This is a genomic window from Arthrobacter sp. 01N444 (assembly GCF_056399305.1).
The window spans coordinates 295,347-306,599 of sequence record NZ_JBFTRB010000002.1 but is presented as its reverse complement, the minus strand read 5'-3'; the positions used below and the strand labels follow the sequence as shown (position 1 = coordinate 306,599).

Sequence of the window (11,253 nt, the reverse complement as noted above, 5' to 3'; positions counted from 1 at the left end):
AAGTAGGGTTAGTATTTGCCCGGGCGCTCGGAGCGCCCCCGTTTGTTACAGCTCCCGCATCACCTCCGGAATGGCACGGGCGATGGCCGTTGCGGTCACTGGCCCCCCGCGGGAAGCCCGGACTCCGGCAAGACCGTGGATGCTGGCTGCCATCGCCGCGATCGCCGCCCATCTGGCGTCGGGGTCGATGTCATATGCACCGAAGCGCCCGACGTCGGCGCCCAACTGGGCCAGCAGCGCGCCGATGACTCCGGCCAGGACGTCGCCGCTGCCTGCCGTGGCGAGCCAGGGCGTGCCTTCGGACTGGCTGAAGAAGTCCTGGAAGGGGGAGGCCACAAGGGTCGTGGCGCCCTTGAGCAGCACGGTGGCTTCAGTCAGGCCCGCAGCCCGCCGCACTGCGCTGAGGGTGGATGCTTCGACGGCGGAGCGGTCCAACCCGGCCCCGAGGCGCTGAAGCAATGCCGACAGTTCGCCGGCGTGGGGTGTCAGGATCACTTGCGGGGCCAGCACATCAGGCAGGGCCGGCAACGCGCCGGCGTCGGCGATCGTCGGCAGGCCCGAGTCTGCGGCGTCGCGGGCGCGCTGCAGCTGCTCCTCATCGGAGTCATCGAGTCCGGAGCCAACGAGCCACGCCTGCACGTGCGTGTCGGCCACGGCGCCGGTGCTGCACACCACCTCGGGACAGGAACGGCGGACCAGGTCGGCGACGTCCGGCGGCCCCAGGTAACGCACCATTCCGGCGCCGGCTGCCAGGGCGCCCTGGCAGGCCAGCACCGCGGCGCCGGGATAAGCGCCGGAGCCCGCGACCACCCCCAGCACCCCCCGGGAGTACTTGTGCGCCCGCCGCTGCGGGCGTGGCAGGAGGGCGGACAGGTCTGCGGCCTCAAGCCGTCGCAGGGACGGCCATGGCAGCGCCTGCTCGATTCCGATCGGGACCACCCGGATGGCGCCCGCGAAGTCCGCGCCCGGGTCCGCCAGCAGGCCGGCCTTGGCGGCCCCAAAGGTCACCGTCATGTCGGCCGCCAGCACCGGCGCGTGCGCCTCCCCCGTGTCCGCGTCCACCCCGCTGGGGATATCGCAGGCCACCACCAAGGGGGAACGGGAGCCTGGCCGGGAACGCTCCAGGGCCGCGACCAGTTCGGCGGCCGGTCCGCGCAGCCCGCCCTGGGCTCCGGTCCCGAGGACTGCGTCGATCACGACGTCGGCGCCGCCGGCCAGCGCGGCGAGTTCGGCAGCGTTGTCACCGGTGAGGGCCACGGCATGGCCGCCGGCCTTCCGGAACGCCGCCAGCCCGGCGTCGTGGGCCGCGCCCGCGGTGAGCACCGCCGTCGTGCGCATGCCGCGGCGGGCCAGCAGCGCAGCGGCGAAGAGCCCGTCTCCGCCGTTGTTGCCCTTGCCCGCCAGCACGGCCACGCTGGAGCCGTACAGCCGCTGCCCGCGGCTCCGCAGTTCGCGGATCACGGCGTTGGCGAGGCCGTACGCGGCCCGCTGCATAAGAACAGCGCCCGCACCGGAGCCCAGGGTGTCGTCGAGAAATGGCTTTTCGGCCTCTCGCACTTGGGTTCCGGTGTAGGCGCTGATCATGGTTTCAGTCCATTCGCGGTCGCTGGGGAATGCTCGGCGCTGGGGCCGGTTCTGCCTGGACGGCCGTCTCAGCCTTCGGCGACAACCGTCGCCGTGGCGATCCCGCCGTCGTGGCTCATGGACAAGTGCCAGCGCTTGACGCCCTTGGACTCCGCCACGGCCAGCACGGTGCCTTTGACCTGGACGGTGGGGCCGTTCTGGTCCAGCCCAATCCAGCAGTCCTGCCAGTTCATGCCGGCCGGCGCCCCCAGCACCTTGGCCACGGCCTCCTTCGCGGCAAACCGCGCGGCGAGGGACCGCGTGTTCAGTTCCCGCTCGGCGGGGACGAACAGCCTGTCGCGCAGCCCGGGGGTGCGCTCGAGCTGGCGCCCGAACCGCTCAATGTCTACGACGTCTACGCCTATGCCAACAATCATGGCGTTATTCTACGGTCACGCTCTTGGCCAGGTTGCGTGGCTGGTCCACGTCGTAACCCTTGGCCGAGGCGAGTGCGAGGGCGAAGATCTGCAGCGGAACCGTTGCGAGCAGCGGCGCCAGGAGCGTGGGGGTCTCGGGGATGTAGAAGACGTGTTCGGCGTACGCCTTGACGGCCTCGTCGCCTTCTTCGGCGATCACGATCGTCTTGGCGCCCCGGGCACGGACTTCCTGGATGTTGGAGACCACCTTGGAGTGCAGCGAGTCGCGGCCGCGCGGGGAGGGGACCACCACGAAGACGGGCTGGCCTTCCTCGATCAGCGCGATCGGGCCGTGCTTGAGTTCTCCTGCGGCGAAGCCCTCGGCGTGGATGTACGCGAGCTCCTTGAGCTTAAGCGCGCCCTCCATCGCCACCGGGAAACCGACGTGGCGGCCCAGGAACAGCACGGACTTGGCGTCAGCCATGGACTGGCCGAGTTCCTTGATCTGGGCCTCGTTGTCGAGGATGCGCTGGATCTTGGCCGGGATCTTGCCCAGGTCGGCCAGGATGTCCTTGATCTCGCCCTGGAACTTGTTGCCGCGCAGCTGTGCCAAATAAAGGCCCAGCAGGTAGGCGGCCGTGATCTGGGCCAGGAACGCCTTGGTCGAGGCCACGGCGATTTCGGGTCCGGCGTGCGTGTAGAGCACGGCGTCAGATTCGCGCGGGATGGTGGAGCCGTTGGTGTTGCAGATGGAGACGGTCTTGGCGCCCTGTTCCTTGGCGTAGCGGACCGCCATGAGGGTGTCCATGGTCTCGCCGGACTGGGAGATGGAGACAATCAGCGTGTTCTCGTCCACGATCGGATCCCGGTAGCGGAATTCGTGCGAGAGCTCGACCTCGGTGGGGATCCGGCACCAGTGCTCAATGGCATATTTCGCCACCTGCCCGGCGTAGGCGGAGGTGCCGCACGCGAGGACGATGATCTTGTTGACGTTCTTGAGCAGCTGCGGATCGACGCGGAGCTCATCAAGCGTCAGCTTGCCGTGGATGTCGGAGCGGCCCAGCAAGGTCTGCAGCACGGCATCCGGCTGGTCGTGGATTTCCTTTTCCATGAAGGACGGGAAGCCGCCCTTTTCCGCCGAGGCCGGGTCCCAGTTGACGTGGTATTCCTTGCCCTCGGCGGGGGCGCCGTAGAAGTCCGTGATTTCCACGGAGTCGGCGGTGATCGTGACGATCTGGTCCTGGCCGAGTTCCACGGCGCGCCGGGTGTAGTCGATGAAGCCGGAGACGTCGGAACCGAGGAAGTTCTCGCCTTCGCCGAGGCCGACGACGAGCGGGGAGTTCCGGCGGGCAGCGACCACAACGTCGGGCTGGTCGGCGTGGACTGCGAGGAGCGTGAAAGCTCCCTCGAGCCGCTGGCAGGCAAGCTGCATGGCCCGGGTGAGGCCGCCGTTGCTGGCGTCACCGCCGAGCTGGTTCCGGTAGACGTCCCCGAGCAGGGCAGCCGCCACTTCCGTGTCGGTCTCGGACTCGAAGGTGGCGCCCTTGCGCTGGAGTTCGAGCTTGAGCTCGGCGAAGTTCTCGATGATGCCGTTGTGGATCAGGGCCAGCTTGCCGCCGTCGGACAGGTGCGGGTGCGCGTTCTGGTCCGTCGGGCCGCCATGCGTGGCCCAGCGCGTGTGGCCGATTCCCGTGAGGGATTCCGGCAGCGGGCGGGCGTCCAGCTCTGCAATGAGGTTGCTCAGTTTGCCGGACTTCTTCCGGGAAGAAATCGTGCCGTCGGCCACTACAGCGATACCCGCGGAGTCGTAGCCGCGGTACTCCAGGCGCCGCAATCCTTCAAGGACAACGTCCAAGGCATTGTGTCCAGCATTTACCCGGCCATCTGAGTGGCCCACATATCCAACGATTCCACACATGGTCATAAGCCTAGCGGGTTTCCGGGAGGGAGGACGTGGGACGGCGGGGCGTGAAGGCCCCTGAGCGGGGCTCAGGACCGCCTGCCCCGGCGTCCACCGGCCAGTCCATTTCGCTCTCGGCGTTGTGAAGGGCAGAATCTCTAGGGTGACTTTGCAACGCAATGAAGCGAACGGGGAAGGTGTCTCCCCGTTCGTGGAGCTGGACCGGCAGACCTGGTCCCGGCTCGCTGCCCAGATGGAGCAGCCCCTTAATGAAGAGGATGTGTTCCGCCTTCGCGGCCTCGGGGACCCCCTCGACATCAAGGAAGTGCGCGAGGTCTACCTGCCGCTGTCCCGGCTCCTGCACCTTTATGTGGAAGCCGCGGGCCAGCTTCACGCGGCCACCACCACCTTCCTCGGCGAAAGCACCCAGCGCACGCCGTTCGTGATCGGCGTGGCCGGTTCGGTGGCCGTAGGCAAGTCCACCATCGCCCGCGTCCTGCGCGAAATGCTCCGGCGCTGGCCCGGCACCCCCAACGTGGAGCTCATCACCACGGACGGATTCCTCTACCCGCTCGCCGAGCTCAAGCGCCGGCAACTGCTCGAGCGCAAGGGTTTTCCGGAGTCCTACGACCGCCGTGCCCTGCTGCGCTTCGTGAGCGAGATCAAGGGCGGCGCCGAGGAGGTCCGGGCCCCCTGGTATTCCCACGTCACCTATGACATCGTCCCCGGCAAGGAAGTGGTGGTGCGCCGCCCGGACGTGCTGATTGTCGAGGGGCTGAACGTCCTGGCCCCGGCCCGGCCGCGGCAGGACGGCAGGCAGGGCCTGGCCCTGAGCGACTTCTTCGATTTCTCCATCTACGTCGACGCGAAGACCTCGTATATCGAGGAGTGGTACGTAGACCGGTTCCGCAAACTGCGGAGCACAGCCTTCGCCCAGCCGGAATCGTACTTCCACCGTTACGCAACACTCTCCGATGCCGAGGCCGAAGAGACCGCCCGTGAGATCTGGAAGCGCATCAACGAGCCCAACCTCGAGGAAAACGTCCTCCCGACCCGGGGCCGCGCGCAACTGGTCCTCACCAAGGACGCCGACCACTCCATCCGCCGGATGCTGCTGAGGAAGGTCTAGCACAGATGTGCTACGACGACGCGGAGGGGACGGCGGGACGGCAGGAAGCCGGCCAGGAATCGCCGAGCCGCCGGGCTTTCAGCCGCCTCCTGCTGGCGGGCACGGGCCTCGCGGCGCTGTCCGCCTGCACCCCGGCCCAGTCCTTCACGCCGTCCGGCACGCCGGGGCCGACGCCGGGCACGGGCACGGGCAGTTCGACGCCAACCGCCGCCGCGGCGTCGACCCCGCCGGCAAGCTCATCGTCGGCGACCCCGACGCCCGCGACGTCGTCGGCTGTCCCGCCGCCGGCCGCAGCACACCCTCCATCGGCCGCGGCGCCGGGGCCGCAGCATTCACTCACGGACCCCACCAGCCCGTGGGTGGTCGTCAACAAGCACCGCCCGCTCTCCCCCGCCACCTTTGTGCCGCCGGACCTGTCCCGGCCGGCCGTCCGTCTGGCGACCTCGGGCGAGGCGGCACTGCTGAACAGCACGACGGCGGCCGCGGCTGAGACAATGTTCGCGGCCGCGGCTGCCGACGGCGTCATCATCACCCTCGCCAGCGGGTACCGCTCGTTCACGACGCAGCGGGCCACCTACGGCAGCTACGTGAATTCCCGCGGCCAGGCGGAGGCCGACACGGCCTCGGCCCGGCCCGGCTACTCCGAGCACCAGACGGGCTGGGCGTTCGACATCGGCGACGGCAGCGGGGCGGACGCTTTCACGCCCCAGTTCAAGGACCGTCCGGCGGCGATCTGGGCCAAGGCGAACGCCCACCGCTTCGGCTTCGTGGTCCGCTACCCGTGGATGCTGCACGAAATCACCGGGTATTTCTACGAGCCATGGCACCTGCGCTTCATCGGTGTCCAGGCCGCCACGGACATGGCCGCCCGCGGGATCGCCACGTTGGAACAGTACTTCGGCCTGGAGGCCGCCCCCGCCTACCGGTAAGGGCGGCCCTCCGAAGTACCCCTCGGACTTTCCAGCTCAGGGCGCATATACCGTGTACATTGTCCGAATGGGGGATACCGGGGACGGCAGCGTGCGCGACGAAATCTACGCCACTGTGGGGCGTATGGCCGCACTGACGTATGCCGCTGAGCGGCATGTGTGCGCGCTGGCCCCTCGCCTTTACAGCTCTCAGCCCCCGGCTCACGCCATCGATGGTTCCTTGCTGGACCTGCTGATGTTCCCGGACGTCCGGCTGGCTCATGGCAGCAGCACGTTTCACCAGTTCTTTGACGGCGTCAAGACCATCCTGGGCCCGACGCCGAAGTTAGGGTCTGCAACTCTCCGGAAGGCAATTTTTCGATGAAACTTCGTGAGCTGTCGAGGTCAATTGACGTTGAACGGGTAATTTTGGTCCCAGTCATGGCGCTCTTGTTGTTATCTGCGGTTAACGCGCTATTTTCGGGTGGAAATCACGCATCGTCGTCTGTTCTCGTCGCCGCACTGTACCTGAGCTACCAGGTACTCATGACCATCTTCTATGTCATGGTGGTCATCTTCCTTCTCACGAGGAACCCTGCAAGTGCCCGGAGCAAAGGGATTGCGCCCACGGTCGCTGCCTACTTGGGGACTTTCCTGCCATTCCTCTTTGCGTTTGCTGGCGGATCGGAAGTGTCCGAGGGATTTGCTTTGTTTGCGGTGGGGCTCATGACTCTGGGAATGTCGTTCACTGTCTATGCACTGATCACGCTGGGCAAAAGTTTCGGCGTTGGGCCCCAAGTGAGAACGCTCGTGCAGCACGGACCGTACCGGCTCATCCGTAACCCACTTTACGTCGGAGAGATGGTGACTCTGACCGGGGCAGTATGCTTCGAACCCACGTGGCTGAAGACGGTAATTCTCTTGGCGCTGGGCGTGATCCAGGCCTACCGCGCAGCCCAGGAGGAACAGCTACTGGAGGCGAACTTGCCCCAATATGCAGCTTACAAGCTGCGAACTAAGAGATTTGTGCCCGGCGTGTTCTGACCACGCCGCGGCCAAAGGCGACTGGCGGCATCCGCACTTTGCATGATCATGTGGCCCCGTATCCTGCCCCGCTCACGGGGAGCTCTCCCAGTGGCTAGCTTCCCGGGAAGCCCCCAATCTCAGCAACTCAGGCGCTAGTGCCTGAGTTGCTGATTGCGCTGTGCGCGTATCAGTCGACCATGAGCTCCAGGGCCAATTCGGTCCGGACCACCTGGGCCAGCCGCTCGGCGACGTCCGAGGCGGTTTCATGGTCTGCGGCCTCCACCATGACCCGCACCACCGGTTCGGTGCCTGAGGGACGCAGCAGGACGCGGCCGGTGTCGCCGAGTTCGGATTCGGCGATCGCCACGGCCGCGGCCACTACTTCATCGCCCTTGACCCGCGTACGGTCCACGCCCTTGACGTTGATGAGGACCTGCGGCAGCTTGGTCATCACCGTGGACAGTTCCTTGAGCGGGCGCCCGGTGAGGGCCACCTGTGCCGCGATCTGCAGGCCGGTGAGGACGCCGTCGCCGGTGGTGGCGTGGTCGGCAAAAATCACATGTCCGGACTGCTCGCCTCCGAGGCTAAAGCCGCCGTTGCGCATTTCCTCGAGGACGTAGCGGTCCCCCACGCCGGTTTCGCGCAGGCTGATCCCGGCGTCGCGCAGGGCGAGCTTCAGGCCGAGGTTGCTCATGACGGTGGCCACAAGGACATCGTCCTTAAGCTTTCCGGCGGCCTTGAGGGCCACGGCCAGGATGGCCATGATCTGGTCGCCGTCCACCTCATTGCCTTCGTGGTCCACGGCCAGGCAACGGTCGGCGTCGCCGTCGTGCGCAATGCCGAGGTCCGCCCCGTGGTCCAGGACAGCGCGCTTGAGCGGGCCAAGGTGCGTGGAGCCGACGCCTTCGTTGATGTTGAGCCCGTCCGGTTCGGCGCCAATGACGATCACGTTGGCGCCGGCGTCCTTGAACACCTGCGGGGAACAGCCGCTGGCCGCGCCGTGGGCGCAGTCGAGGACGACCTTCAAACCGTCCAGGCGGTGCGGAAGCGTGCCGAGCAGGTGCACGATGTAGCGGTCCTCTGCGTCGGAGAAACGCTGGATCCGTCCCACCTCACCGCCGACGGGCCGGTATGGCTCCTTGGCGAGCTGCACTTCAATGGCGTCCTCGACGTCGTCGGGCAGCTTCTGGCCGCCGCGGGCGAAGAACTTGATCCCGTTGTCCGGCGCGGGGTTATGGGAGGCGGAGATCATGACGCCGAAGTCGGCGTTGAGGTCCGCCACGAGGTAGGCGGCGGCCGGGGTGGGCAGCACGCCGGCGTCGTAGACGTCGATTCCCGAGCTTGAGAGCCCTGCCTCCACGGCGGCCGCGAGGAACTCGCCGCTGGCCCGCGGGTCGCGTGCCACCACGGCGATCGGCCGTTTCCCGGTCGTGTTGCGGTCATGGCCAAGTACGACGGCGGCGGCCTGGGCCAGCTGCAACGCGAGCTCGGCGGTCAGCAACCCGTTCGCCAGGCCACGGACTCCATCGGTTCCAAATAATCTAGACATCGGACCAAGTTTAGTCGATGGACGGGGCAAGTCCGGCTTAAACAGCGAAAGCCCGCCCCGCCGAGTGGCGGAACGGGCTTTCGTGCAAGCGCCAGAAGCGCTTGGAAGCGGGATTAACGCTTCGAGTACTGCTGAGCCTTACGGGCCTTCTTGAGACCGGCCTTCTTGCGCTCGATGACGCGGGCGTCGCGGCGCAGGTAACCGGCCTTCTTCAGCGTGGCGCGGTTGTTCTCGGTGTCGATCTCGTTCAGTGAACGGGCGATGCCGAGGCGCAGGGCACCGGCCTGGCCGGAGATGCCGCCACCGTGGATGCGGGCGATGACGTCATAGGCGCCGTCAAGATCGAGGATCTTGAAGGGCTCGTTGACGTCCTGCTGGTGCAGCTTGTTCGGGAAGTAGTTCGCCAGCTCGCGGCCGTTGATGGTCCACTTGCCGGAGCCGGGCACAACGCGAACGCGTGCAACGGCTTCCTTACGACGGCCAACTGCAGCGCCGGCAACGGTCAGTGCCGGGCGTTCCTTCTTCGGCGCGGCTGCTTCCGCAGCACCGCTCTCCGAGGTGTAGCTGGTCAGGTTTTCCTCAGCCACAACGGCCTCGGTGGTCTCTTCGTTCTGAGCCACGATTCTCCTTGTATAGATAAGTTGTTTGGTGGCCAGGACTACTGGGCGACCTGGGTGATTTCGAAAGTCTTGGGCTGCTGGGCGGCGTGGGGGTGCTCTGCACCGCGGTACACCTTCAGCTTGCCCAGCTGCTGTGCAGCGAGGGAGTTCTTCGGGAGCATGCCCTTGATGGCCTTCTCCACGGCGCGAACCGGGTTGGACTCAAGCAGCTCCGCGTAGTTGACGGAGGTCAGGCCGCCCGGGTAGCCGGAGTGGCGGTATGCGCGCTTCTGCTCCAGCTTGGCGCCGGTGAGGGCAACCTTTTCAGCGTTGATGATGATGACGAAGTCGCCCATGTCCATGTGGGACGCAAAGGTGGCCTTGTGCTTGCCGCGCAGCAGGATTGCGGTCTGGCTGGCAAGACGACCAAGGACAACGTCGGTGGCGTCAATGACGTGCCACTGGCGGTTGATATCGCCGGGCTTCGGGGTGTACGTACGCACGGTGTTTGCCTCGTTCTTGTTCTGGCGTTCTTGTTTTAGGCGTCACTCTTACGGTGCACCTACTATCTATGCGCTACCGGAACAGAGGTGAGGGCTCCATGTAACCAGTCATCCTGAGGTCTCGAATGTGCACGTTGAGTAGCTATCCTGCAACCGGATTCTCAAGCGGGCACGCACCATCGAGATAGGACACGCACAACGACTACCAAGAATAGCCGACGGCGGCCTCTTGGGTCAAAATGGGGTGTCCGGATGCATCCTGTCTGCTCTCTTCGCAGACTGTCCCGTGCCGGCCCGTCGCATCCCTGGAGGAACCGTGTCCGATCCCGCCGCCGCCAGCACCGTCTCGCTGCTGTTCACCCAGCCGGCCGGATCGCTCACCGGGATCCTCTTCTTAGCCGGCGTCGCTCTCGCGGGCGCTTGCCTCTCCCTGTTGGCCGAGCTCCTCATCCTGCGCGCGCTCCCCCGCCTTGGCGGACCCCTGTCGGTACGAACCAGACTGACGACGGCGGCGGCCACCTTTGCGCTGTCCGCACTGCTGGCCTGGCGCTTCGGGCTCTCCCCTGAACTCCCCGCCTACTTCCTGCTGGCAGTGGCCGGCGTCCAGCTGGCGCGCATCGACCTGATCCACCACCTGCTGCCCAACCGGCTGGTCCTGCCTCTGCTGGGGGCCGGAATCGTGCTACTCGGGGTCGCTGCGGGGGTGTCCGGCGAGGCGGGAAGCCTCCTGCGAGGGGCGGGCGGCGCCTTAATTTTGTTCGTTTTGTACCTTTTTCTTGCCCTGACCAGCCGAAACGGTCTTGGAATGGGTGATGTGAAGCTCGCAGCACCACTTGGACTGTACTTGGGCTACCTAGGCTGGTCCCACTTGTTCTACGGCGGAGCCTTGGGGTTCGTCGCTGGAGGCGCTGCCTCGCTGCTTCTGGTCCTCAAAAACCGCGGAAACAAGCCGACGGAAGTGCCTTACGGGCCCTCGATGCTGGCTGCCGGCCTGGCAGTCATCCTGCTGCTGCCGTAAGTGGCCTCCGCGTCCGCGTGGACACCGCTTAAGTAAGACGACTTATCAAACCAAGTAGTAGAGCCCCGCTCCTACTTGGAAACTGAGTACACCTCTCATTTGTGGGCAAGTGGTACCCCCAATTCCCCTCCAAAAGTCGAGTATCGATCTTCATTGCGCCGCCGATTACGGCCGTGCAAATGTTGTCCCAACGAACTCCAGTGAATAGGCAAAGGGGATTTGCTGGAAATTCGTTCACTATTCGCAAACTCTGGAAAAGGAAATTAAAATGACTGGTCTCATGGTCTCAATGCTCGCTTTTGTCTCTGGAATCAAGAACCGCCTCTCGGACGAGGAAAAGGGCGCCACCGCCGTTGAATACGGAATTATGGTCGCCCTGATCGCAGTCGTTATCATCGGCGCGGTTACCACCCTTGGCACTAACCTCAACACCGCTTTCGGCGACATCGCCCGCCAGGTCGCACCGCCGGCAGCACCGTAGCGGCCAACCGCCCACAACGCACGCCACTCTGCCGGCTGTCCGCCACACCGGGCAGCCGGCAGAGGCGTTTCGGCGACGGCACTCCGGCGCGGCAAGCCGCGCCCAGGCTGACGCCCTAATGTGCGCCCAAGCAATCTTGAGGTTTTTCCCAGAGGTGAGGA

13 protein-coding genes are annotated in these 11,253 nt (G+C 65.9%); 6 read left to right on the top strand and 7 right to left on the bottom strand.

Annotated elements, in window-relative coordinates; genetic code table 11:
- Window positions 1–45: 45 nt before the first annotated feature.
- From AC1DKN_RS03755 to glmS, 3 genes are all read right to left on the bottom strand, one after another.
- On the bottom strand, window positions 46–1,584 hold the full coding sequence (locus AC1DKN_RS03755; protein WP_476870477.1) for an NAD(P)H-hydrate epimerase: 1,539 nt from the start codon (window positions 1,582–1,584) through the stop codon (window positions 46–48).
- A gap of 68 nt (window positions 1,585–1,652) precedes the next feature.
- The gene (locus AC1DKN_RS03750; RefSeq protein WP_018773713.1) at window positions 1,653–2,000 is read right to left on the bottom strand and encodes a holo-ACP synthase; all 348 of its coding nucleotides are present in this window, start codon (window positions 1,998–2,000) and stop codon (window positions 1,653–1,655) included.
- A gap of 4 nt (window positions 2,001–2,004) precedes the next feature.
- Window positions 2,005–3,897, bottom strand: a complete 1,893-nt coding sequence (glmS, locus tag AC1DKN_RS03745; RefSeq protein ID WP_476870476.1) for a glutamine--fructose-6-phosphate transaminase (isomerizing) — start codon at window positions 3,895–3,897, stop codon at window positions 2,005–2,007.
- 145 nt (window positions 3,898–4,042) lie between these two features.
- Here glmS and coaA point away from each other — a divergent pair, with 145 nt between their 5' ends.
- Window positions 4,043–5,008, top strand: coding sequence for a type I pantothenate kinase (coaA, locus tag AC1DKN_RS03740; RefSeq protein ID WP_026266484.1), 966 nt, complete (start codon window positions 4,043–4,045; stop codon window positions 5,006–5,008).
- A gap of 10 nt (window positions 5,009–5,018) precedes the next feature.
- On the opposite strand, the gene AC1DKN_RS03735 is transcribed toward coaA, so the two are convergent.
- The gene (locus tag AC1DKN_RS03735) at window positions 5,019–5,348 is read right to left on the bottom strand and encodes a hypothetical protein (RefSeq protein WP_476870475.1); all 330 of its coding nucleotides are present in this window, start codon (window positions 5,346–5,348) and stop codon (window positions 5,019–5,021) included.
- Between the two features lie 19 nt (window positions 5,349–5,367).
- On the opposite strand from AC1DKN_RS03735, the gene AC1DKN_RS03730 reads away from it, so the two are divergent.
- From AC1DKN_RS03730 to AC1DKN_RS03720, 3 genes are all read left to right on the top strand, one after another.
- On the top strand, window positions 5,368–5,937 hold the full coding sequence (locus AC1DKN_RS03730; protein ID WP_476870474.1) for a M15 family metallopeptidase: 570 nt from the start codon (window positions 5,368–5,370) through the stop codon (window positions 5,935–5,937).
- A gap of 67 nt (window positions 5,938–6,004) precedes the next feature.
- On the top strand, window positions 6,005–6,301 hold the full coding sequence (locus AC1DKN_RS03725) for a hypothetical protein (protein WP_476858973.1): 297 nt from the start codon (window positions 6,005–6,007) through the stop codon (window positions 6,299–6,301).
- Window positions 6,298–6,960, top strand: a complete 663-nt coding sequence (locus AC1DKN_RS03720; protein ID WP_476858974.1) for a methyltransferase family protein — start codon at window positions 6,298–6,300, stop codon at window positions 6,958–6,960. The genes AC1DKN_RS03725 and AC1DKN_RS03720 overlap by 4 nt, the downstream gene beginning before the upstream one ends.
- A gap of 169 nt (window positions 6,961–7,129) precedes the next feature.
- On the opposite strand, the gene glmM is transcribed toward AC1DKN_RS03720, so the two are convergent.
- The 3 genes from glmM to rplM all read right to left on the bottom strand — a co-directional run bounded on the left by glmM (window position 7,130) and on the right by rplM (window position 9,593).
- Window positions 7,130–8,491: a phosphoglucosamine mutase gene (gene glmM, locus AC1DKN_RS03715; protein ID WP_476858975.1), complete on the bottom strand. Its 1,362-nt coding sequence runs from the start codon at window positions 8,489–8,491 to the stop codon at window positions 7,130–7,132.
- 113 nt (window positions 8,492–8,604) lie between these two features.
- On the bottom strand, window positions 8,605–9,111 hold the full coding sequence (gene rpsI, locus AC1DKN_RS03710; protein WP_441425047.1) for a 30S ribosomal protein S9: 507 nt from the start codon (window positions 9,109–9,111) through the stop codon (window positions 8,605–8,607).
- Window positions 9,112–9,149: 38 nt separating this feature from the next.
- Window positions 9,150–9,593: a 50S ribosomal protein L13 gene (rplM, locus tag AC1DKN_RS03705; protein WP_015937805.1), complete on the bottom strand. Its 444-nt coding sequence runs from the start codon at window positions 9,591–9,593 to the stop codon at window positions 9,150–9,152.
- A gap of 316 nt (window positions 9,594–9,909) precedes the next feature.
- On the opposite strand from rplM, the gene AC1DKN_RS03700 reads away from it, so the two are divergent.
- Together AC1DKN_RS03700 and AC1DKN_RS03695 are read left to right on the top strand one after the other, a co-directional pair.
- On the top strand, window positions 9,910–10,611 hold the full coding sequence (locus tag AC1DKN_RS03700; protein ID WP_476870473.1) for a prepilin peptidase: 702 nt from the start codon (window positions 9,910–9,912) through the stop codon (window positions 10,609–10,611).
- 268 nt (window positions 10,612–10,879) lie between these two features.
- Window positions 10,880–11,092 carry a Flp family type IVb pilin gene (locus tag AC1DKN_RS03695; RefSeq protein WP_476858977.1) on the top strand — a complete coding sequence of 71 codons (213 nt, stop codon included), beginning with the start codon at window positions 10,880–10,882 and terminating at the stop codon, window positions 11,090–11,092.
- Window positions 11,093–11,253: the final 161 nt, after the last annotated feature.

Bases quoted from the DNA above. Each gene is read 5' to 3' on its own strand.
- AC1DKN_RS03750 (WP_018773713.1), bottom strand. From the start codon at position 2,000: ATGATTGTTGGCATAGGCGTAGACGTCGTAGACATTGAGCGGTTCGGG.
- glmS (WP_476870476.1), bottom strand. From the start codon at position 3,897: ATGTGTGGAATCGTTGGATATGTGGGCCACTCAGATGGCCGGGTAAAT.
- glmM (WP_476858975.1), bottom strand. From the start codon at position 8,491: ATGTCTAGATTATTTGGAACCGATGGAGTCCGTGGCCTGGCGAACGGG.
- AC1DKN_RS03695 (WP_476858977.1), top strand. From the start codon at position 10,880: ATGACTGGTCTCATGGTCTCAATGCTCGCTTTTGTCTCTGGAATCAAG.
- AC1DKN_RS03720 (WP_476858974.1), top strand. From the start codon at position 6,298: ATGAAACTTCGTGAGCTGTCGAGGTCAATTGACGTTGAACGGGTAATT.
- AC1DKN_RS03755 (WP_476870477.1), bottom strand. From the start codon at position 1,584: ATGATCAGCGCCTACACCGGAACCCAAGTGCGAGAGGCCGAAAAGCCA.
- AC1DKN_RS03725 (WP_476858973.1), top strand. From the start codon at position 6,005: ATGGGGGATACCGGGGACGGCAGCGTGCGCGACGAAATCTACGCCACT.